The sequence below is a fragment of the Streptomyces sp. KMM 9044 genome (genome assembly GCF_024701375.2).
Taxonomy (GTDB): domain Bacteria; phylum Actinomycetota; class Actinomycetes; order Streptomycetales; family Streptomycetaceae; genus Streptomyces.
This window is the reverse complement of sequence record NZ_CP113910.1, coordinates 2,210,842-2,232,953: the sequence shown is the minus strand read 5'-3', so window position 1 is coordinate 2,232,953 and position 22,112 is coordinate 2,210,842. Positions and strand designations below refer to the sequence as shown.

At 67.0% G+C, this 22,112-nt stretch carries 21 protein-coding genes, 1 tRNA gene and 1 pseudogene; 17 read left to right on the top strand and 6 right to left on the bottom strand.

The features are described from left to right. Positions 1-70 precede the first annotated feature (70 nt). Positions 71-616 (top strand): GNAT family N-acetyltransferase, encoded by a 546-nt coding sequence (locus HUV60_RS09885; protein ID WP_257847774.1) that lies wholly within the window; start codon positions 71-73, stop codon positions 614-616. A gap of 252 nt (positions 617-868) precedes the next feature. On the opposite strand, the gene HUV60_RS09880 is transcribed toward HUV60_RS09885, so the two are convergent. Then, a tRNA-Arg gene (locus HUV60_RS09880) sits at positions 869-932 on the bottom strand. Positions 933-1,684: 752 nt separating this feature from the next. Between HUV60_RS09880 and HUV60_RS09875 the strand changes: the two genes are divergently transcribed. Further along, positions 1,685-1,972: a transposase gene (locus tag HUV60_RS09875; protein ID WP_257847775.1), complete on the top strand. Its 288-nt coding sequence runs from the start codon at positions 1,685-1,687 to the stop codon at positions 1,970-1,972. Between the two features lie 26 nt (positions 1,973-1,998). Continuing rightward, a complete protein-coding gene (locus HUV60_RS09870; RefSeq protein WP_257847776.1) occupies positions 1,999-2,388 on the top strand; it encodes an IS3 family transposase in 390 nt (129 codons plus the stop codon). Here HUV60_RS09870 and HUV60_RS09865 read toward each other — a convergent pair. Then, a pseudogene (locus tag HUV60_RS09865) lies at positions 2,389-3,685 on the bottom strand (ISAs1 family transposase). It lies immediately after the preceding gene. Positions 3,686-3,769: 84 nt separating this feature from the next. Then, positions 3,770-4,270: a restriction endonuclease gene (locus HUV60_RS09860; RefSeq protein WP_257847777.1), complete on the bottom strand. Its 501-nt coding sequence runs from the start codon at positions 4,268-4,270 to the stop codon at positions 3,770-3,772. 765 nt (positions 4,271-5,035) lie between these two features. Here HUV60_RS09860 and HUV60_RS09850 point away from each other — a divergent pair. Then, complete coding sequence (locus tag HUV60_RS09850) at positions 5,036-5,719, top strand: transposase (RefSeq protein WP_269441099.1); 684 nt, start codon at positions 5,036-5,038, stop codon at positions 5,717-5,719. Beyond that, a complete protein-coding gene (locus HUV60_RS09845; RefSeq protein WP_257853091.1) occupies positions 5,716-6,495 on the top strand; it encodes a transposase in 780 nt (259 codons plus the stop codon). Before HUV60_RS09850 ends, HUV60_RS09845 begins: the two co-directional genes overlap by 4 nt. Before the next feature lie 388 nt (positions 6,496-6,883). On the opposite strand, the gene HUV60_RS09840 is transcribed toward HUV60_RS09845, so the two are convergent. After that, the gene (locus tag HUV60_RS09840; protein ID WP_257847779.1) at positions 6,884-7,438 is read right to left on the bottom strand and encodes a flavoprotein; all 555 of its coding nucleotides are present in this window, start codon (positions 7,436-7,438) and stop codon (positions 6,884-6,886) included. Positions 7,439-7,443: 5 nt separating this feature from the next. Continuing rightward, entirely contained in the window at positions 7,444-8,676 is a 1,233-nt protein-coding gene (locus HUV60_RS09835; protein ID WP_257847780.1) for a helix-turn-helix domain-containing protein, read from the bottom strand. 460 nt (positions 8,677-9,136) lie between these two features. Here HUV60_RS09835 and gltX point away from each other — a divergent pair, with 460 nt between their 5' ends. The 3 genes from gltX to HUV60_RS09825 all read left to right on the top strand — a co-directional run bounded on the left by gltX (position 9,137) and on the right by HUV60_RS09825 (position 12,031). Continuing rightward, complete coding sequence (gene gltX / locus HUV60_RS09830) at positions 9,137-10,504, top strand: glutamate--tRNA ligase (protein ID WP_257847781.1); 1,368 nt, start codon at positions 9,137-9,139, stop codon at positions 10,502-10,504. Between the two features lie 332 nt (positions 10,505-10,836). Beyond that, entirely contained in the window at positions 10,837-11,217 is a 381-nt protein-coding gene (locus HUV60_RS33875) for a transposase (RefSeq protein WP_257853085.1), read from the top strand. Further along, positions 11,168-12,031, top strand: a complete 864-nt coding sequence (locus HUV60_RS09825; RefSeq protein ID WP_443047251.1) for an IS3 family transposase — start codon at positions 11,168-11,170, stop codon at positions 12,029-12,031. The genes HUV60_RS33875 and HUV60_RS09825 overlap by 50 nt, the downstream gene beginning before the upstream one ends. 9 nt (positions 12,032-12,040) lie before the next feature. On the opposite strand, the gene HUV60_RS09820 is transcribed toward HUV60_RS09825, so the two are convergent. Further along, complete coding sequence (locus tag HUV60_RS09820) at positions 12,041-12,439, bottom strand: helix-turn-helix domain-containing protein (RefSeq protein ID WP_257847783.1); 399 nt, start codon at positions 12,437-12,439, stop codon at positions 12,041-12,043. A gap of 218 nt (positions 12,440-12,657) precedes the next feature. Here HUV60_RS09820 and HUV60_RS09815 point away from each other — a divergent pair, with 218 nt between their 5' ends. From HUV60_RS09815 to HUV60_RS09775, 9 genes are all read left to right on the top strand, one after another. Beyond that, positions 12,658-13,323, top strand: a complete 666-nt coding sequence (locus HUV60_RS09815; RefSeq protein WP_168104046.1) for a YdcF family protein — start codon at positions 12,658-12,660, stop codon at positions 13,321-13,323. 986 nt (positions 13,324-14,309) lie between these two features. Beyond that, the gene (locus HUV60_RS09810) at positions 14,310-15,311 is read left to right on the top strand and encodes a UDP-glucuronic acid decarboxylase family protein (RefSeq protein WP_257847784.1); all 1,002 of its coding nucleotides are present in this window, start codon (positions 14,310-14,312) and stop codon (positions 15,309-15,311) included. Continuing rightward, positions 15,308-16,006 (top strand): phytanoyl-CoA dioxygenase family protein, encoded by a 699-nt coding sequence (locus HUV60_RS09805; RefSeq protein ID WP_257847785.1) that lies wholly within the window; start codon positions 15,308-15,310, stop codon positions 16,004-16,006. Before HUV60_RS09810 ends, HUV60_RS09805 begins: the two co-directional genes overlap by 4 nt. Next, positions 16,003-17,046, top strand: a complete 1,044-nt coding sequence (locus tag HUV60_RS09800) for a glycosyltransferase family 2 protein (protein WP_257847786.1) — start codon at positions 16,003-16,005, stop codon at positions 17,044-17,046. The genes HUV60_RS09805 and HUV60_RS09800 overlap by 4 nt, the downstream gene beginning before the upstream one ends. After that, a complete protein-coding gene (locus tag HUV60_RS09795) occupies positions 17,043-18,098 on the top strand; it encodes a glycosyltransferase family protein (RefSeq protein WP_257847787.1) in 1,056 nt (351 codons plus the stop codon). The genes HUV60_RS09800 and HUV60_RS09795 overlap by 4 nt, the downstream gene beginning before the upstream one ends. Next, a complete protein-coding gene (locus HUV60_RS09790) occupies positions 18,095-19,327 on the top strand; it encodes a polysaccharide pyruvyl transferase family protein (RefSeq protein WP_257847788.1) in 1,233 nt (410 codons plus the stop codon). The genes HUV60_RS09795 and HUV60_RS09790 overlap by 4 nt, the downstream gene beginning before the upstream one ends. Positions 19,328-19,436: 109 nt before the next feature. Beyond that, complete coding sequence (locus HUV60_RS09785; RefSeq protein WP_257847789.1) at positions 19,437-20,459, top strand: NAD-dependent epimerase/dehydratase family protein; 1,023 nt, start codon at positions 19,437-19,439, stop codon at positions 20,457-20,459. Further along, positions 20,456-21,211, top strand: a complete 756-nt coding sequence (locus tag HUV60_RS09780; RefSeq protein ID WP_257847790.1) for an HAD family hydrolase — start codon at positions 20,456-20,458, stop codon at positions 21,209-21,211. Before HUV60_RS09785 ends, HUV60_RS09780 begins: the two co-directional genes overlap by 4 nt. Further along, entirely contained in the window at positions 21,208-22,107 is a 900-nt protein-coding gene (locus HUV60_RS09775) for a glycosyltransferase family 2 protein (protein WP_257847791.1), read from the top strand. Before HUV60_RS09780 ends, HUV60_RS09775 begins: the two co-directional genes overlap by 4 nt. Positions 22,108-22,112 lie beyond the last annotated feature (5 nt).

Below are 22,112 nucleotides of genomic sequence, written 5' to 3'. Positions count from 1 at the left end.
GCGGCGCGGCTCCCGGGTCCCGCTGCCGACGCTGCCGTGCGCTCGGCACACGCCAGACGGAGGAGCCCCCGTGACCCAGGCCGCGCACCACGAGTACACCGTGCGCCCCGCGACACCGGCCGACGTCGACGGCGCGCGCCGCGTCATGTTCGACACCTTCTGCAACGAGTTCGGCTACGGGTACGTGCCCCAGTGGCATCACGACGTGGTGGACATCAAGGGCACGTATCTCGACGATCCCCGGCACCTGCTGATCGTGGCCGTTCACGACGGCGAGGTGGTTGCCACGACCGGCGTGCGGTCACAGGGTCCCAACCACCCGCCCCACCCGCGTTGGCTGGCCGAACGCTACCCGTCCGGAACCACCGCCCCACTGGTCCGCGTCTACGCGCGGCCCGACCACCGACGCCGAGGGCCCGCCCGTACCCTGGTCGGCGCGGCATGCGACTTCATCGCGGACACGCCGGGCTACGAGTGCATCTACCTCCACACCAACGTGAACATCAAGGGGACGGAACCCTTCTGGCGGAGCGTGGCCAAGGAGGTGTTCGACGCCCGTACCACCGGCGAACACGGACCGGGCATCGCCGCGGTGCACTTCGAGATTCCGATGTGACGACTGACCGCAACCCGAGAGGACCCCGGGCGGCGAGAGCCGTCTCCAGTCGCTCCTGCAAGTCGCCCGGCCGCATGGGGGCTGGTGTGCCCCGTGAGGCTGCTGCAAACAATCCAGGCCGAAACGGCAGCACCCCACCCCACCCCACCCCACCCCACCCCACCCCACCCCACCGCTTGCGTTTTGCGTCTTTGGCATGGGCATAAGCTTGTGACCCGCATTCCTGAAGGTCACAAGCTTGATCCGGAGTGCCCCCGGCAGGATTCGAACCTGCGCACACGGCTCCGGAGGCCGTCCGATTCCCGTGCGTTTTCGCAGGTCAGCGGCTTACCTGACAGGTTGTCAGGCCCGCGGTCCCGCGCATGTCCCGCGAGAATGAAATGGGCCATTCGGTCGTCTTGTCCGGATCATTCCCTGTCGTGGTTGATCCATGCACCGTGACGTAGATCATGGCTTCCTCGGACAAGGGTAGGGGGTATATGGTGCGCCCTTCAATCGAACAAGGAGGCTGTCCGGAGCGCGCGGGCAGGCCAAGCGAGCCGGTTGTGCGACGGGCCGGTTGGGGTGCTCCCCCGTGGTGTCAGAGCGCGCGGTGACTGACGGGCGTGTCCCGCCGCCTCTCGTCAGGATGTCCTGAGAGCATGTGCCCGTGCCGGGCTTCCGGCGGGCTCTGTGGGGGCCATCGCTGACGCGGTGCCGTAGTGGCCACCGCGCGCCGGCCCACGCGGTGATCGAGCGGCGTCTCATGAGTCGCGACAGCGAACAGGCCCGTCCGACGCTGGGCAGGGTTGCGAACGACGGTGGACCGGCGAGTGAAGGCTGGCGAGGCGTACACCAGGGCGGAAATGGCACCGGTCTCCCGGCGTCCCTGGAAGTGCTCGGCGTGGGAGCTGTGATCCTCTTGCGACGTCCCTGGGAGACGGACCACGGACTGAGTGTCGAGCGGGTCCTGGACGTGGGTGCGGCGGTCCTGCCCGCCTGCTCGTGAATGCAGGGCGTGAGGGGCCCCGAAGATCTCGGACAGGGACCCAATAGGGTTGTCCTGTAAGGAATCGAGGGAAGAAGCACGTGGCACGTCCAAGCTCGTACTCGCCAGAGTTCCGTGAGGAAGCGGTCCAGCTGGCGCTGAAATCCAGTAAACCGATCGCTCATGTCGCGCGAGAACTCGGCATGAACCCCGAGACGCTGCGCACCTGGGTGCGCCGGCACGAGCGTGAGAACGGACGGCAGGACGGACCGCTGCCGGTGGACGAGCGGGCCCGGCTGAAGGAACTCGAACGCCGTAACCGTGAGCTGGAGATGGAAGTCGCCTTCCTGAAAAAAGCCGCAGCGTACTTCGCGAAGGATCCCCGGTAGCGAGCAAGTACGAGTTCATCGAATCGATGCGACTCGGAAACGCGGAGTACGCCTACTCCGTCGAGTTCATGTGCAGACAACTCGGCGTATCCACCTCCGGCTACTACGACTGGCGAAACCGGCCCGACTCCGCGACCGCCCAGCGGCGCGAGGAACTGCGGCTCCTCATTACCAAAGCGTTCGAGATGTCCGACGGCACCTACGGCTACCGGCGCGTCCGTGCCCAGATGCTGCGCTGGGGCGTCGCCGCCGGCCCGGAACTGGTTCGGCAACTGATGCGGGAGTCGGGCCTGGTGCCCTGCCAACCGAGGCCGAAGCGGTGGGCGCTGACCCGGACGGCGCCGGGCCCGGTGCCGGACCTCGTCGGGCGCGACTTCACCCAGGGCCCCGGCGAGTGCCTGGATCGTCCGGTTTGATCATGTGATGCCGTAGAGGGTGAGGGCGCGGGGGCGTTCGGTGTGGGCTCGTCGTCCGGCGGCGGTGTTGACGTAGCCGGCGAGCTTGAGTGTGCTGCGGATCAGGTCGCGGAGGGCTGCGAGTACGGCGGGCGTGTTGTGGGTCCTGACCTGGTACTTGTCCTCGTTGAAGGTGACATCGCGGCACCAGTGGACGGTGTTTTCCACGGTCCAGTGCCCGCGAGCCCAGGACGCGATCTCGGCGGCGTTCGCTTCCTCGGCGGGCAGGTCGGTGATGGCGTAGACGGTCTCGCTGGACCACTTCTTCGCCCCTGTAGAGGCGGCGTCTGCGCTGGATGCGCAGGACCTGGGCCGCGTGCGGGAAGAGCAGGCCGTCGACGGTGACGACCTGCACGAGCCGCTGCTCGTGTCGGCCGTGGCCCCGGGCGTCGTCACGGTGGATCACGGGGATCTCCTTCCAGGGCAGGGCGTGGAGCTGACGGGCTTGTGCGCGTTGGTTGTTCTTGATGGTCAGCAGGTAGTGAGCGCCGCGTTCGTGCAGGTAGGTGGCGTGGTCGCGTGGGGCATGGAGTGCATCGGCGGTGACGATCGTCCCCGCGAGGTCCGCGTCGTCGATCTGGTCGAGGAGAGGGGCGAACTCGGGGATTTCGTTGGTCTTCGCGCCGATCTCGCGGGAGGCGAGCGTGACGCCGTCGCCGTGGCGGACGGCGGACAGGACGAAGACCCGGCTGCCGTCCGGGCGGCGGGCGCCGCGCAGGCACTTGCCGTCCACAGCGATCGCCCGCCGCCGGATGCGTACCGGATCGGCGTGGGCGGCTGTCCGGTGGGCCCGGCGCTGTTCACGCTCGGTGCCGCCGTCGGGCATGACCGGTTCCGGCCGGCGGGGCTGTGCGGACAGCAGGGGCCAAAGGTAGTCGTAGGCCGCCGCACAGATCTCACCTGGATCCAGGCGTCCCAGGACGCTGCGCAGAGTCTTCTCGCTCGGCACCCGGTAGCGGCCGAGGAGCGGGTGGTAGGGCAGGCCGAAGGCAGCCAGTTCCTCCGGCGTCGCGCGTCGGCACCACTCCGCCGCCGCGGTGATCGAGTCGTGTCCGGACGGGGTCATAGCGCAGACCACCAGGGCCAGCAGCGAGGAGAGCCGGTACCGCACCCCGCAAGCCCCTCTCGGATCGGTGACCGACTCGAACTCGGTCACCAGGCAGCGGACTTGATCCTTGGCGGCCCCCTCGCCGAGGGCTTCCAGGCGGGGCACTGCGCAAGCGGGGGCAGCGACAGGGGATGATGGAGGAACGAACACGGCACCTTCGTGGATCTTGAAGCGTAGAGAACTCCATGATCCACGGGTGCCGTGTTCACCTGCTTCCGGGACCCATCACCGAGATCAACATCCCAGAACGGGATGATCCAGGCACTCGCCGGGGCCCTGGGTAAAGGACTCGCCGGATAGATCCACCAGGGAGATCTGATGGGCCAGGGCATACCGCTGAGCCTCCGGCGTAAACCCGTTGGCGGAGAACAGCGCGTACGTGTACTGGAAGCGTCGCCTGGGCCGGGTACCCCCGTGGTCCATGAAGTTCTCATTGACGTCGTGCAGTACGCCGTGGGCGTTGCGTACGACCTCCAGCCGGCACGGCTCCCGGTAATGTTTGGCCTCAAGGAACAAACGGACAGGGAGGGAGAAAGCGGGCGTGAAGGCGAACTCTCCAAGTACGTCCACCTGGTGAACCGCGCCACGCCCACGGACTCGGAGCGTACCGCCGGACCCAGTCAGCTCAGTTCGATCTTGACTCGCGTCGACGAGTAGACGGTAGCCGCTGTGCCGCAGAAGCCAGGCCAGCGCCTCCTCCAGCAGATACCCACGCAGCGCTGATCTCTTCGCCACCCTGCACTCCCCCTGCCGAGATCCAGTTCTTGACGGATCTTGATCCTCTCACCCACCCAGCGCTCGGTGCGGCGTCATGATCTGTGATGCAAGCGCCGTCTGACTACAAGATCACGATCTGCGGTTGAGCATCAAGAAGCTGTCCGCATAGGTGGGCCTGGAGCGGCAGCTATGGGGCGGAGCATCGGCCCTGTGATGTCGACTGGTGCGTCCAAGCCGTCCAGGAGCACGGTGATCCGGTCGATGTTGGTGAGGCGTCGCTGGCCAGATTCCAGCATCGACAGAAATGCCTGGCTCAGCCCCGTGAGGACGGCCATGTCCTCCTGACGGAGGTGGCCGTACTCTCGCACGAGTTGGCACAGCCTGCCGAAGTCCTTGTGTAACAGGGCGTCTCGGACGTCCTGGCGAGCCCATACACGGGGTGGAACGCAGAGCGCAGGCTGTACGGCTATCCCACTGCGAGCGCAGCCGGAACAGAGGTCTTCACTGTTGTACCGGCTCAGGTGGCATCGGCAGAGGCTGCAGAGCCGGGTGCGGCTAGTTGGCGTGGGGGCGCTTCTTGCAGCGCTCACGGCGATGCGCTCCATGCCCGCTGACGTTGGGGCGGCATCAGACGAGCATCGAGATGAGAAGTCATCCTCGTGTATTCAGCTACGAGGGCCGTCCGTCAGTGATGTGACGCCCTGATAGCGGAAGGGTGCCCCTGACCTGCGATGATCTGAACTTCCTAGATCAAGAACGTCGCAGAGTGGGGGCACCCAACAGGTGCAGGCTACCGAATGGGATCGTCGGCTCGTTGTGCGGGCCGACGGCAAGAACCTGGTCGGGCATGCGGGCGTGGTGCTGCTGCACCGGATCGCGGACCGGGTCGGGCTGACCCGCGCCCTGGCCGCCGCGCTGCCCCGCGGCGTCGGGCCGGGGTGGCGGGATCGCGGGATGGCCCTGGTCCAGCTGGCCTGCGCGATCGTCCTCGGCGCGAGGAATGTCCTGCAGGCCGAGCAACTGCAGCAGCACTGGAGGCCGTTCTTCCCCCGTCCGGTCTCGGACAGCACCCTGTGGCGCACGCTGGAAGCCATCGACGGCCCTGTCGGAGCCCGGGTGGAGCGCGTGCGCGCCGTGATACGGCGTGGGGTGTGGACGCTGCTCGCCCTGCGGCCCGGTGGGTTCCCGTGGATCTCGGTATGCGGGCGCACGCTCACCAACTGGTACGTCCTGGATCTCGATGCCACCTTGGTGACCTGCACCAGCAAGAAGGACGGCGCGGCCGGCACGTTCAAGGGCGGCTACGGACATCACCCGCTGGGCGCCTGGCTGGCCAATACCCGCGAGTGCGTGACCATGCTGCTACGGCCGGGCAACGCGGCGTCCAACGACGTCGCCGACCACAAGACGGTGCTGGCCGCCGCGCTGCGGCAACTCCGCTGCCGCTGTGGTCGAAGCTGCTGGTGAGGATCGACGGCGCGGCCTTCAGCCACGGCCTCCTTGAGCATCTGCAGGCGCTGACCACCAGCCGCCGCCGAGTGCGCTGGGTGACCGGCTGGGCCATCAATACCGCCGACGAGGCCGCGATCGCACTGCTGCCCGCGGACGTGTGGAACGACGCGCTGCGGCAGGACGGCGAGGTCCACGAGATCAAGGGCCCGGACGGACAGAAGGTCACCTACCAGGTCGCCGAGCTGACCGGGGTGCGCGACCTGAGCGGCTGGCCCGAGGGGATGCGGCTGATCGTGCGCCGGGTCAAGCCCTCGCGCCGCGATCTGAAGAAGCTGACCGCGTTCGAGCAGCGCACCGGCTGGCGTTACCAGATCGTCGCCACGAACATCCCCGCCCACCAGGGGCTTTCCGGGGTGTCCGGCTCCGGGCAGGTGTGGTTCGTCGATGCTCTCTACCGTGATCATGCCGAGGTCGAGGATCGTGTCAAGGCGATCAAGCGGATCGGCCTCGGGCTGCTGCCCTCGAAGTCCTGGCAGCTGAACGCCGCCTGGGTGCTGGCTGCCACTATCGCCGCGGACCTCGACGCATGGACCAGGCTCCTTCTCCTGCATGACGAGCCCGAACTCGCCGCCGCCGAACCGGAGACGATCCGCAGGAGGCTCTACCACCTGCCCGCCCGGCTCACCGCCCACGCACGCAGACGCACCCTCCACCTCGACCGCACCTGGCCCTGGGCGCCGGCGTTCGCCACCGCCTGGCAGCGGGCCACCCAGCTTCCGGCCCACACCTGACGGTCGGCCCCGCCCCGACGACAGCGGAGAGGAGAGGACCCGCAGCACCCTCGGGCCCGTGGAACCCGACGCCCCGCAGCGTCACGCGACGGCCCGTCCTCGAACGGCAGGGGACATTACGGGCAAACCGCCGAACCGACCGACGTCACACCGCAAGTGAAGAATCGAGGTCATTGCCACCCATCGCATCCGTGCGTGCGTTCGGGGAGCTTCTGGATGCGTCGCCCCACGTCGTTGCGCCGGGAAGCGCCGCGCTCAATCCCTGATCGGGCATCCGTTCCCTCCGTTAGCCGGTGATGCCCTCAGACTGGAGCCGGTCAAGACGAAGGGCCCGGACAGACTGTCCGGGTCCAATTGCTCTTACTTCCACGACTTATTGGTGGAACTGTCAGGAGACTGCCCTGCTGGCCGCGTCTAGTACGGCTTCCCACGGGTACCGGCGTCCCGGCATCCCAGCCCGCGGCTCGGCGAGCGGCCATACCTCGTCTCCGTAGATCAACCGCACCCCTGAACTGCGAAGAGTTTTGATGTGCCCTTCCCACGCAGGGTGGCGAGCGTGCGCGGCGTTCACACGCGGCCAGACGACTAGCGGAAGGTCCAGTGTTCCGATGGCTTCGTTGACCTGTGTCAACGCCTGGTTGTCTGAGATCCCCAGGGCGAGCTTGGCGACGGTGTTGGCACTTGCCGGGGCCACGACGTAGCAGTCCACGGGCGGATGCGGCCGGGAGTCACCCGGCAGGCGTGATTCGGACCGCACGGGAAGGCCGGTCAGCCCCTCGAGCTGCGCCGTCTCGCCGCTCGCGCTGAGCCACTGACCTGCGGTCGGTGTGAGCGTGACCGCAACCGTCCAGCCCCGTTCGAGCGCCGGGGCCACGAGCCCTGTACGAAGTTCCTCGATCCCGCCGGCGCTCGATCCGACGACGCCCAGCACCTTGCCCTGCATCGAACTCACTGCACCGCCCTGCATCGTTGGGCCATGGCCAGCAGCTCGGACGAGTGGCCGCCGCCCGTGACCGGGGACTGCTTCCTCAGGTCGCGAAGGGTCTCGCGTACCCGTGGATTGTTCCGCACGAGCTGGGGCGAGGTGCGTTCGGCCTCCCGCAGTTCGCTGAAGGACTCGTCGACGCGACCTCTGAGGCAGAGGCCGCGGGCGTAGTCGATGCGATGAGACACGGCGCGTTCCGCCGGCATGTGGGAAACGTCGATGCCGCCATGTTCGACGACGTACGGGATGTTCTCCAGGTCAAGCTCGATCGACAGGCGGTGCAGCTCGACGTTCGTCGGACCGAAACACGTCTGCCAGTAGTTCCCGTCGGAACCGAGCCGGTCGGCGAGCCGCTTCGCCTTCTCCAACAGGGAGTTGGCGGTGTGTCGATCCTGATGCCGTGCAGCGGCCACAGCAGCCCGCAGATGAATCATGCCAAGCAGGCTCAAGGCGGCCGGGTCGTCGTCGCGAACCCGACTGGCGAGCCAGGCCGCGGCGGTATCGCCCAGTTCGAGGGCGTCCTCGTATCGCCCGTTGGCCAGCAGTGCGTGCGTACCGGAGCGGGCGGCGGAGACGAGCGACAGCGGGTCCTCGGATTCGTCCGCGGCCCGCATGGCGCGCTCGGCCGCGAGCCACGACAAGTCGGACTCGCCGACCTTGGCGAGGGTGGTTGCCGCCAGGTGATGCGTACGGGCCGAGACGGCGAGGCCACGTCGCCGCTGATCGCCAGGCGGAAGGTCTTCCAACTCCTGGGCAGTCCTCAGCAGACCGGGCAGGGCGGCGATGACATCGCCAAGAGCGCCAGCCTGGTAGTCGCCCCAGCTGCGCTCGACGAAGACCTGCGCCTGCTCCGGCCTCGGCAACTGCCGCTCCGCCGTGGGACCGAACAGCAGCTTGGAGAGCCGTCGAGGGCTCATCAGCGCATCGCGGACCGCTGGCACGTCGTCCATGCGCTTTTCCTCGTCCTCCAAGAGGACGGGCTGCCCCATCAAGTCGCCGAGCGGGACACGCAGCACGCGAGCGAGTTCAGCGAGCTTGTCGATTCTCGGCGGCTTTCGCACTCCTCGCTCGATCTTCGACAGCCAGTCGGTGCTGTGTCCGACGAGGCCGGCGAGGACGGGCTGCGTGTAGCCCCGGCGCTCGCGGTAGAACGCGATCCGCTCTCCTATGCTGAGGTGATCACCAAGACCACGCATGCGCGCTGCCTCCCCAACTTTGGTCCGTCATTAACGGTAGCGGCCGAGCAGACCGCGAGATCAGGCAGCGAGTCGGGCTGCGGTGCCACGTTCAACATCCGCTCTCGGGCCTGGAACAGGCCGGACACTTTGTCCGGCTACACCCACAAGTCCAGGAGGTGCCAGAGCTTTGCAGGTCCGCCATCCCTGCCAACGCTCGATGCCCTGGGGATTAATTGCGTGGCGGTGCAACGCAATGGAAGTCCCCGATCCGCCGGATCGCGAAGAAGCCTCCACCGAACTCGTTGCGCACTCCACCGCACAGCAGCACCTTGCCCTCGGCCAGAAGGCATCGCAGGATTTTCGGTAGAGCTGAATACTGGGATCGTCCACGGTGACCCGAGCGCCCGTTGGAAATCGGTAGGCTGCCTGTATGCCTGATGCCTCCACACGCGTGCGTTTCGCCCCGTCTCCCACTGGAATGTTCCATGTTGGCGGAGCTCGGTCGGCTCTCTACAACTGGGCCGTCGCACGACAGTCGGGAGGCAAGTTCGTCCTGCGCATCGAGGACACCGACACGGCACGCAACAAGCCCGAGTGGATCGACGGCATCATCAGCGCGCTCGCGTCCATCGGGATCTCCAAGGACGATCCCACGTTCGAGGGCTCCTACTTCCAGTCGCACAACGCCGACCGTCACCGCGAGGCCGCCCAGCAGCTCTACGCGCAGGGCCGCGCGTACTACTGCGACTGCACCCGTGAGCAGGTGCAGGAGCGGACCGGCTCGCAGCACCTCGGCTACGACGGTTTCTGCCGGGACCGGGGCCTGGAACACGTGGAGGGCCGGGCTCTGCGGTTCCGTACGCCCACGGAGGGCGAGACGGTCGTCGTGGACCTGATCCGAGGTGAGCCGTCCTTCCCGAACTCGGCGATCGAGGACTTCGTCATCGCCCGCGGCGACGGCTCTCCAGTCTTCCTGATCGCCAACGTCGTCGACGACCTGGACGAGGGCATCACCCTAGTCATCCGCGGTGACGAGCACCTGTCGAACACGCCCAAGCAGCAGCTGCTGTGGGAGGCCCTCGGCGCGAAGCCCCCGATGTGGGCGCACCTGCCGGTGATCGTGAACGAGAAGCGGCAGAAGCTGTCCAAGCGTCGCGACAAGGTCGCTCTTGAGGACTACCTCGCCGAGGGCTACCTGCCCGAGGCGATGACCAACTACCTCATGCTGCTCGGCTGGGGCCCCGGCGACGACGTCGAGCTCCTCCCGTACGAGGAGCTGGAGCAGAAGTTCCGCGTCGAGGACGTGAACACCTCCCCAGCCTTCTTCGACATCAAGAAGCTGACCGCGTTCAACGGCGAGTACATCCGCGCCCTGCCGTTGGAGAAGTTCATCGCGGCATGCGAGCCGTGGCTGCGAACCCCGTATGCCAACTGGGCGCCCGAGGACTTCGACCAGGCCGCCTGGGAGGCGATCGCCCCGCATGCCCAGACCCGCCTGGCCGTCCTGTCGGACATCACAGCGAACGTCGACTTCCTCTTCCTGAAGGAGCCGGTGGAGGACGAGGCGTCCTGGACCAAAGCGATGAAAGGCGAGCCGGCAGTCCTCCTGGCCACGGCCCGCGCCAAGCTGGAGACGGCCGATTGGACCAGCCCCGAGTCCCTCAAGGAAGCGGTCCTGGCCTCCGGCGAGGAGCACGGCCTGAAGCTGGGCAAGGCCCAGGCCCCGGTGCGCGTCGCCGTCACGGGCCGCACGGTCGGCCTGCCTCTCTTCGAGTCCCTGGAGGTCCTCGGCAAGGACTGCACACTGTCCAGGATCGACGCGGCCCTAGCGAAGCTCGCCGGCTGACACTTCGCGATCAAGATCCCGTCGCCCGCGTGGGGAGGCGGGACCCGACGTCGCGGAATTGTGGGCATGGACCGCAAGAGGAGGAGGGGCGGAGTGCGTTCGCCAACGCGCGGATTGTTCGGTTGTTGCCGCCGTGTGAATGACCGACCCGCTCTCAATGACCTTGCGGCGGTGATATCACCTCAGCGATAGGGGGCAGGCCGCCGGTGGTCCATGGTGGTCGTCCGCCACCTGCCGGGCTGCTGACGGTTTCGTTGGATCACCTGTGGACGCACCCTGAGGTGCCCCGGAGTTTCCGGACAGGGACCCAATAGGGTTGTTCTGTCAAGGAAATGAGGAAGTTCGAAGTGGCGCCACCCAGCAAGTACACCCCGGAGTTTCGTGAGGAAGCCGTCCAGATGGCACTCCGGTCCAGCAAGACCATCTCGGAGACGGCCCGCGAGCTCGAATTGAACTCGGAGACACTCCGGGGCTGGGTGAAGAAACACCAGAAACGGAACGAGCCAGCTGCCGGTGCACCGTTGACGCTCGATGAGCGGGCGCGCTTGAAGGAACAGGACCGGCGCATCCGTGAACTGGAGGCGGAAGTCTCCTTCTTGAAAAAGCCGCAGCGTACTTCGCGAAGGATCCCCGGTAGCGAGCAAGTACGAGTTCATCGAAACGATGCGGCTCGGCACAGCGGAGTGCGCGTATTCCGTCGAGTTCATGTGTGAACGGCTCGGCGTGTCCAAGTCTGGCTATTACGAATGGCGGAACCGTCCCAATTCTGCGACGGTCCAGCGGCGCGAGGAACTGAAACTGCTCATCAAGAAGGCATTCGACATGTCCGACAGCACCTACGGCTACCGGCGCATCCACGCCCAGCTCGCCCGCTGGGGCCACACCGCCGGCCTGGAGCTGATCCGTATGCTGATGCGTGAACTGGGCCTGGTGCCCTGCCAGCCGAAGCCGAAGCGGTGGTCGCTCACCAAGGCCGCCGCGGGCGCCGTGCCGGATCTCGTCGGCCGCAACTTCACCGCCGACGCCCCCGGCGAGAAACTCGTCGGCGACATCACTTACATCAAGACCGGAGAAGGGTGGCTGTATCTCGCGACCGTCATCGACTGCTGCACGAAGGAAGTCATCGGCTACGCGATGGACGACCACTATCAAACTCCCCTCATATCCCAGGCAATTCGCAACGCGGCACGGAACAGGAAACTCGCCGACGGCGCGATATTTCACTCCGATCGCGGGTCGAACTACATGTCAGCAGAGTTCGCGGCGACGCTGAAGCGGTTCAGGCTCCGCAGATCTTCCGGGCGTACCGGGGTCTGCTTCGACAACGCCATGGCAGAATCGTTCTTCGGGGCCTTGAAGAACGAGCGGGTTTCCCGCGTGACTTACCTGACCCGAGAGGCCGCCCGACAGGACATCACTCGATACATCGAACTCTGGTACAATCACAAGCGCCTCCACTCGGCTGTTGGTTACCGCCCGCCGCGAGAAGTCCACGCCGAATACACGGAGTTGCACATAGCCGCGTGAAATAGACGGTCAGCTCACTGTCCGGAAAACGCGAGGCCCCTCAAGCCGCCAGGCTTCCTCGACAGCGAAGGAGAGACGTTCAAGGCGCACGGTTTCACGGTCGTCGTACAGCGAGCCCGCCAGTCGTCGTGACTGCATGAGTGCGATTCGAATCGCCGGAATGCTGGCCGCGTGCGGCCCGCGGTCGTCCAAGAGTGTTGGCGTGCCCTGAAGATCCTCAACGTGCACTCGCAGAGCGTGCGCCAGGTCTGCGAGCATCTTCACGTTGTTCACCGGGATGCGTTCGGACTCCACCCGGTACACCCAGTCCTCAGAGCGTCCCAGAAGATCGCCGAGCTGCCGTTGGCTCAGGCCCCGGCGTTTCCGGTAGAACCGGACTCGCTTGCCGAACGGAAGATGGTCGGTCATGCCCCGCATTGGCGCGCTCCCCTCACCCTGCTCGATCGAGTGTCACACAGTGTGAGCGCGTAGGACAGGAGAGCCATCGCCTGAAGACGTCTGTGATCCGGAACGTAGGCTGGTGCCCATCGAGGGTGCGGCTGATCTCCGTGTGATGCCCGGAGACGGGGCTGTACGTTTTCAGCGGCGGGGCGCAGCCGTTGGCGAACATTGGAGGGCGAGGGTAAGTGATCTCAACGCAGGCATGGGCGGATGCTCGGCGGCTGTGGGACTTCCAGCAGATGCGCCACGAGCTGCGCCCTTGCTCCGTGGCGATCGGACTCGGGAGCCACGACCTGGGGGTGGCCGACACCACCGCAGACTTGTACCACCGTGGCATGGCGCCGCTCATTGTCTTCACCGGAGCGACGAGCCGTACCACGCGTGAGCGGATGCCCCGCGGTGAAGCCGAACACTACCGGGACCGCGCGGTGGAGCTGGGGGTTCCTGCGAGCGCCATCATCGTCGAGCCGAAGGCCAGGAACACAGGCGAGAACATCCGCTTCTCCCGCGCCCTGCTCGAAGAACAGCGTGTTCCCGTCTCGTCGGTCCTATTGGTCAGCAAGCCGTACGAGGAGCGACGGGCCTACGCAACGGCGCGAAAGCTCTGGCCGGATGTCGAGTGGGTGAGCGCCTCCACGCCTATGACGCTCTCCGAGTACGTCGACTCGATCCAGGACGCGCGTCTCGTCATCGACATGTTGGTGGGGGCCCAGCAGCGTCTCATGGTGTACCCAAGGCAAGGGTTCATGATCGAGCAAGAGATTCCTGACGAGGTAGCGGCGGCTTTCGAACGGTTGCGTAGCGAGGGCTTCACGAGTCGGCTCGTGCCGGAAGAGGCGGAACGGGCCTGAGCGCCGGTCCACCCCCTCTGAGACCGCGTCCTATGTGGCGAGCTTCGCGCATCGCGTCGGTTGTATCGCTTAGGTGATCCAGCGGCCTTGAGAGGCATCGAATCGGGAGACCATCAGAAAGCGGGCTGGCGCTCAGGCGCGCACACTTTGCCCAGAGCGCCGGTCCGTGCAGGCGATAGCCGTTGCATCTCAAATGGCCGGATCACTGCATCACTCCAGTGATATCACTCGTGAAATGTGCGGTTCGCCGCCGCAGTCACCAGTCTTACGGAATGCGTCCGGAACCCGTGCTAGTACGGCGGGCGCGGACGGCACTCTCATAAGCGCCCACGAACGAGGGCGCAACTCGCCGCCCATCGTGGAGTGCGGGCCGACCGAGCATGGCTCCGCATCCCACGGCGGCCTCCGACGGAGGTGACACCGTGCTGGGCCAGGGGACCACGTTTGGCGAGAGCCAAACGATGACCTTGATGACCACCACCGGGCAGTCCACACAGACGCCCTCGTTGCACAGCACTCCCGCATCTGCGCTTTGCTGCCGACCTGGCGGTCTGCCACCTTGTGTGCGCCCGTTTCACAAACGGGCTGAGCCCGGGCGTCATCGCCGACACAGTCATGGTCACAACCGAACTGATCGTCAACGCCTCTGCGGCTATGGGGCATCCGTGCCGTGAAGTTCGGCGTCTGGTCGGCTGACGCAGATGGTGTCGACCAGGTAGAGGGCCCGGTCGGCAGCAGGCCGAGGATGTCGGACGACGAACAGATGGAGACCGGCCGGGACGGATTCTGGTCGCAGAGCTCACCCACGAGCGGCCGGACACCGTTCCCCGAGGGGACAGAGTCGTCTAAGGGCTGATCAGCACGGCCCCCGATTCGTTCGCGAAGACCAGCCGGTGCCGAACCTGGCTGGGCCCGCCACACCCTGATCGCACCATGAGCGGGCACAGCTATGCCAAGTTTCATCCGAATTGCGAGAAAGAGGTCTTATGGATACCTCCACAAGGAGGCAGGATTTAGCGGGGCGAGCGCCTTTCCGCCGAGCCGTCGTCACCGGAGGTTGCGGATTCGTCGGCTCCCACCTGTGCGATCTGCTACTCGACAGCGGTGTCGACGTGGTGTGCGTTGACAACCTTCTTACGGGCTCAGCGGACAACATCGTGCATCGGCAGACGGATGGCCGTTTCGAGCTGCTGGTTCACGATGTCACCCATCCGCTCTCGATACAGGGCGCTGTTGACCTAGTACTGCATCTCGCTTCGCCGGCCTCCCCACAGGACTACATGCGCCTGCCGATCGAGACCCTCCAGGTCGGCTCGTTGGGAACGCTCAACATGCTGGAACTGGCCCGGCGCAAGAAGGCCCGCTTCATACTCGCCTCCACCTCTGAGGTGTACGGCGACCCGCTTGAACATCCGCAGCGCGAGTCGTACTGGGGCAATGTCAATCCGGTCGGGCCGCGCAGCGTGTACGACGAGGCGAAGCGGTTCGCCGAGGCGACGACCATCGCCTACCGCAACGAGCATGGTGTCGACGCCGCGATCGTACGGATCTTCAACACGTTCGGGCCGCGGATGCGTGCCGAGGACGGGCGGGCGGTACCGACCTTCATCCGCCAGGCGTTGGCGGGCGAACCGCTGACCGTCACCGGCGACGGCTCGCAGACACGTTCGCTGTGCTACGTGGACGACACCGTCCGTGGCATCCTCGCCGTCGCCGCAGGTCATCACGCCGGCCCCCTGAACCTGGGCAACGCCGCCGAGACCACGGTCCTGGAGCTCGCACATCTGGTCCGCGAACTGTGCGGATCCTCGTCTCCGATCAAGTTCGTCGACCGCCCGGTCGACGACCCGGGCCGTCGCAGGCCCGACCTCGCCTTGGTCTGGGAGAAGTGCGGCTGGACGCCGGAGACCGACCTTCGCAAGGGCCTCAGCACCACCATCGACTGGTTCACCACGCAGCTCACCCCCACCGCAGCGAGGGAACGATGACCCAGCATCCACCGCGCCCGACCGGCGCCTTAGCGTCGCCACTCGGCGAGGAGCCGCTCCGAGACTTTCATAGGGATGGCTACACCGCTCTTCCCCAGCAGGTTACTGGGGTGGCGCTTGAGGCACTCCGCATCGAGGCTGCCAACCTGATCCGGCGCTTCACCCAGCACGGCTTCCGGTCGCCCGACTACTGGTACTTCACACCCGCCGGCACCGATACACCCGTCCTCTACCGGATCCACAACCTGCAGGACCAGGGCGCACCGGCATCGGCACGCTTCTACACCGACGGAAGTCCCCTGCACCTTCTGGCCGCCGCCATCCTTGGCGGCCCCGTCCGCGCCACCGCCTGCGCCATGATCGTCAAGCTGCCCGAGGTGGCCGCCCCCGTGCCCTGGCACCGCGACCGGACCGATGTGCCGCCCCACACCGTGTGCAACCTGAGCGTCTTCCTCGACGACTCCGACCCGGGCAACGGATGCCTGGAATTCGTCCCCGGCTCGCACCTCCAGCCCGACGGCGAGGACGCCGAAGCGCTCCAGGCGCAGGGCCCTGTCCGCGCGGTCTCCCTCGCTGCGGGTGACGTAGCCGTCCACGACGTACGCATCGCCCATGCCTCGCGCCGCAACACCTCCCCGCGCATCCGGCGCAGCATCGTTGTCGAGTTCGCCCCCGCAGACCTGGAGCTGCCGTGACCGGCCCCGACTCCGCCGGACAGGCGCCGCTCGTGCGGGTAGCGACGATTACGGTTGGCACCAACGAGCGCCGCTGGCTGGAGCCCTGCTTAGCCTCACTCCTGGAGAGCGACATCCCCGGGATCGACCTGGCGGTCTGGTATGTCGACAACAACTCCCACGACGGCAGCACCGCCTTCGTGAAGGACCGCTTCCCGCAGGTGCGGATCATCCAGAACGAAGGGAACGTCGGCTTCGCCCGCGCCAACAACATCGGCATGCGTGCGGCGCTCGACGACGGCGCCGACTACGTCTTCCTCGTCAACCCGGACACCCACACTCCGAAGTCCCTGCTGCGCGACCTGACCGAGTTCATGGAGACCTGGACCGACTACGGCGTGGTCGGCCCCATGCAGTACGAGTACGACGAATCGAGCAGCATCGCCCTCGACGCGTACAACGACTGGTCAAAGACCGCTCTGCGCTGGGGCGAGCAGCACGCCTTCGCCGGTGACTGGCCGAACCACCCATCACCCGCCGGCCCGCCCGAAGGGCGAGCTCCGAACACCCTGGAACACGCGTACGTCCAGGGGGCGGCCTTCTTCGTTCGCGCCGCCCTGCTACGCACCGTCGGACTCTTCGACGAGGTCTTTCATACGTACTACGAGGAGACCGACCTGTGTCGTCGCGCCCGCTGGGCCGGCTGGCGCGTCGCCCTTCTGCTCAACCTCGGGATACAGCACTACGGCGGCGGTGGAACCACGGGTAGCAGTTACCGGCGCGTCCAGATGCGCCGCAACCGCTACTACTACCTCCTCACCGACATCGAATGGCACCCACTGCCCATGCTGCGGCTGGCGACCCGGTGGCTGAAGGACGATCTGCGCGGGCATGGCGTGGGCGGAGTCACCACCTGGTGGCGCGGGACGTGGGAGACCGCCGAGGCCGTGCGCTGGCTCATGCGCCGCGCACCATTGATGCGGGCCCGCCGCCGCGCCCACCGCCAGCTCGGCCGACGGACGGACAGTCACAGTCGTCCGCAGGCGAGGAGCGCACGATGACCACACCCCGGATTCTGTTTGCTGGCGTCTTCCACTGGAACGCGGGCTCCAGCCACATGATCGCCGAGTACTCCCAGGTCGCTGCAACGGCGGGATGCGAAGTCGGCGTCTCCAGCCAACTGTCGCGCCTGGACGGCACGGTGAACGGCCGCCTGCCGCTCGTGGACGACCTCACCTGGGCGACCCACCTCGTCCTCGTCTTCGAGAGCAGGCAGTTCCTCTCGGCCCAGCAGCGTGAACTCTGCGAGGCCGTGCCGCGGCAGCGGCGGATCGTCGTCGATCCCGACGGCCACTGGGGTCCGTACGTCACCGCCGGCGTGGACGACAACGCGGGTGCGGACACCACCGAGTCCTGGCACAAGCTGTATGCCGACCTCAGCGATCTGATCCTGCAACCGCGCATGAACGAACGTCTTCCCGACGGAGCCGAGTTCTTCAGCTACTTCGGAATGCCGGACATCCACCGGCTCGCCAGCGACCTCCCGCACCCGCAAGCACTCCCGTACGAGCTGCAGTACGTCGGCGCGAACTGGTGGCGCTGGAACGAGATGACCAGCCTCATCCGGGCCGCAGCCGCCGCCCAGCCGCCGATCCGACGCATCCGCGTGTGCGGACGCTGGTGGACCGGCGCCCCGCACCCCGACCACCCGACCGCCACCGCCAACGTGTCCGGCTGGATGCAGGATCACCGTGTCGAGGTGGCACCACCCGTTCCGTTCGGACACGTGATCTCCACCATGTCCCAGGCGGCGATCACGCCGGTACTGGCCCGTCCGCTGCTCGCGCGGATGGAACTCCTGACCCCCCGCATGTTCGAAACCCTCGCCTCGGGCAGCATCCCCGCACTCTGGCCGGACCTGGGCTACCTGTCCGCACTCTACGGCGACGACACGGAGCTGTTCCTGCTCGACGACGATCCCGCCGAGAGCCTCGCCCGAATGATCCGCGAGCCGATCCGGTACCGCGAGCGGCTGGCGACCATCCAGCGCCGAGTACACGAACGCTTCAACTACCGCACGGTTCTGGCCGAACTCATCCGGTTCACCCGATGATCCCTGAGAGGTCTGCTGTGTCCAACGTCCTGATCACCGGCATCACCAGCTGTGAGAGCCGCGGCGTCGAGGCCCTGGCCCGCTCCATCATCGAACAGCTGAACACCGAAGGCCCCGGGGGAGGCGACAACGTCACCGTCCTCACCCAGACCCCGGTGCTCGACGCGGAATCCCTCGCCCCCACCGGCGCCCGTTGCGTGGCCGACCCGTTCGTCGTCTCCCGCTCCTGGCAGCAGATGCGCCCCCAGGAGAGCCCCGCCGAACTGGCCGAACGCCGCGAACAGCTCCTCGCCGAAACCGATCTGGTCATCGCCACCGGGGGCGACCTGCACACCTCGGACTACGGGGTCTCCACGCCGTACCTCCGTGCCCTCACCGCCGCGCAACAGCGGGACATCCCGACAGTCATGATCGGCCAGTCCGTCGGCCCCTTCGACGACCCGGCCGATGCCGAGGCGTGGCTCACCGTCGCCGCCCGGTGCGGTCTCCTCACCGTCCGGGAGAGCGTCTCCCTCGACTACCTCGTGGGCAAGCTCGGCCTTCCCGAACACCGTGTGCGGCTGTCCTCCGACCCCGCCTTCCTGCTGCCGGCCGCTACCGGCGAGCGAACAGCGGCCGTGCTCGGGCCTCTGGGGCTCGCTCCCGAAGACCCCTACCTCTGCCTCGCCCCCAGCCAGGGCATCACCCGCTTCAGCACCCTGGAGGAGTCCCAGCACGCGGCAGCACTGACGCGACTCGCCACCTCCCTCGTCCGCACCCGGAAGATGCCGGTCGTCCTCGTCCCGCACTGCCACGACTCCCGTCCGCACAACGACGACCGGATCCTCGCCGCCCGTATCGCCGAAGCGGCCGACATGCCCGAGGTCATGGCGCTGCCGGGCGCGCTGACGGCATCCGACTACAAGGGAGTGCTGTCACAGGCCGAGCTCGTGATCTCCGAGCGCCTGCATGCCGCGATCGGCGCACTGTCCGGCGGCGCCCCGGCGATCGCGATCGGCCACTCGCACAAGTTCAACGGGGTGCTCGCCGAAACCTACGGCGGCACGGTCGACGTTGTCGGCATCCACGCGGACGTCCGCGCTTTCGCCCAGGACGCCACCGTCTTCGACCGGCTCGTCCACGACACCGACGCGGCCGTACTGCGCACCACCCTGTGGCAGCGGCTTCCGCTGATCACGGACCGCGTCCAGAGCGATTTCGCTCAGATCAACAAGCTCCTCGGAGCCTGAACCGCCAGTCGCACAGGGCGGGCGCCTGCCCGCACGGCATCTCGCACGACCCGCTGCGGCCCGTTCCGGGGCAGCAGCGGGACCCCACTCACGCCATGGGAGACACGACATGCCCACGCATTTGGTGACCGGCGGCGCCGGGTTCATCGGGTCCCACCTTGCCGCGTCCCTGATCGAGCGCGGCCACGACGTCGTCGTCCTGGACAACCTCGACGGCGGCAAGACCGAGAACGTGCCCGACGGTGCGACCCTCCTCGTCGGCTCGGTCGCCGACCAGGCAACGGTCGCTGAACTCTTCGCCTCCTACCGCTTCGACGGCGTCTACCACTTGGCCGCCTTCGCCGCCGAGGGCATCAGCCACGCGGTCAAGCACCACAACTACTCGGTCAACCTGCTCGGCAGCATCAACCTGATCAACGCCTCGCTGGCCGCCAAGGTCAGGTTCTTCGGCTTCGCCTCGTCGGTCGCCGTGTACGGTCACGGACACGTCCCCATGCGCGAGGACGAGCGCCCCGTCCCCGCCGACAGCTACGGCAACGCGAAGCTCGCCGTGGAGCGCGAACTCGCCGTCACCATGAAGCTGCAGGACCTGCCGTACTTCGCTCTGCGCATGCACAACGTCTACGGCGAGCGGCAGAACATGGGCGATCCCTACCGCAACGCCGTCGCCATCTTTCTCAACCAGATCATGCGCGGCGAGCCGATCAGCGTGTACGGAGACGGCAGCCAGATCCGGGCCTTCACCTATGCCCCGGATATCGTCGGCACCTTCCTCGCCGCGTCCGACCAGCCGGCCGCCTGGGGACAGGTCTTCAACGTCGGTTCCTCGCACACCACCACCGTGCTGGACATGGCCCACGCCGTGCGCACCGCTATGGGCGTACCCGACCACCCGATCAAGCACTTGGCAGCCCGCGCCGAGGTCCACGCCGCGTACACCGACAACAGCCTCGCTCGTAGGACGCTCGGCGACTGGACCGACACCCCGCTCGCCGAAGGTCTGCGACGCACCGCGGCCTGGGCCCGTGAGCACGGACCCGTAGAACCCGTGACCTCCCTCAGCATCGAGAACGACACCGAGGACAAGCCCGAGTGGTTCACCTGGGCCGCCGGACGGGCGGTCACGTCATGAGGGGCCGCACCCTGGCCATCGACGTCGGCGGCATCATCTACTACGACGAGCCCTTCGACCTCGCCTGGCTCCAGGGCGTCTGGGAACTCGCGCGCGCGGACGATCCAACCCTCACCATGAAAGCCTTCCTCCAGGCGATGCGGGACTTCTACCAGGACCGCACGCCCGGATCACCGCCTCCCAGCCTCTTCCCACCCAACGGCACGAAAAGCTGGCAGAGCGTCCGCGAACGCTGGACCTCGCTCGTCCAGCCCATTCCTGGAGCCGTCGACGCGCTCGGCCAACTTGCTGGGGAGTACGACGTGTGCATCGTCGCCAACCAGCCCCCGGAATGCCTCGCTGCCCTGCGTGCCATCGGCGTCGAGGACCAGGTCCAGCTCGTCGCCCTCGACTCCCTCGTCGGCTACGCCAAACCCGACCCCCGCCTCTTCAAGTGGGCCTTGGAGCGGCTGAGCTGGAAGCCGGAACACACCATGGTCGTCGGCGACCGGACCGACCACGACGCTGCTCCGGCCCTAGCTCTCGGCTGCTCCGCAGCGATCGTCAACGTCGACAGCGGATGGAACGCTCCTGCTGGAGTCGGTCCCGAGATCGTGACCGCCTACCGCGAGCTGAAAGCCCATCGTGACCACACAACCGAGGGAGGCGCGAGGCACTGGGCCGTCGCTGCCTTCGGAGACCTGGCCGATGTTCTCCGGGCAATCGGCCGCGATGAGAGCTGCCCACGGCCGAGCCAGGAGGTGCGCCTGTGAGTCCCGGCGCCCACCTGCCCCTCACCATCGCCATCTGCAGCAACCGCCCTGATCTCCTGCCGGGAGCCGTCGCTCGTACCGCCGCGGCGATCGGCCCCCGAGACCGCCTGCTGATCATCGAGGATATGCCCGCCATCCACCTTCCCGCACTGCCCTCGAGCTCCTCGCTGCCTCTCTCACGCATCCGCGTCATCTGCAATGAGGGAAACCAGGGACTCGCCTACAGCCGCAACAAGGCCATGAAGGAGGCCACGACACGGCACCTCGTCTTCCTCGACGACGACATAGTCCCCACCGTCGAGGCGCTGACGCAGATACGGGCCGCGCTGACCGCCGGTGCGCATGTCACCGGGACGAGGATCAGCGCCCATCTTCAGGGGCACCACTGTCCGTGGTTCCTCACCTCTGGCCAGCTGCACTACCTCGGATCCCATGTTCCTGCCCGGCCGGCGTCGATCTGGGGCGGCAGCTTCGCCATCGACTCCGAGCAGGCCCGCTTGCTCGGAGTCGGCTTCGACGAACGCCTCGGCCGGATCGGCGGCTCCCTCAACTCGGCCGAGGACACCACCTTCGTACGGGAGATGACCGCGCGCGGCGCCACCGCGACGGTCTTGCATGACGCCGAGGTCCAACACCTCATCCCCGCTCACCGGCTGACCCTGTCCTACTTGCTGCGCCGCGCCTTCTGGCAGGGGCGCAGTGAAGCACGGCGCAACGATGCGCGGCGAGGCATCGGGAAGGAATGGAACCGTAACTGGTCGGGGGACGGCCCCCGTCCAGTGCGAGCTGCCCTCGCTGTGCTCTACACCGCGAGCGTCCTCCTCGGAGTCCTCCGGGAGGCCATGGCCCAGAGCCCGACCGGCGCCGCCAATGTCGAGACCAAGGGTGACCGATGAAGGTG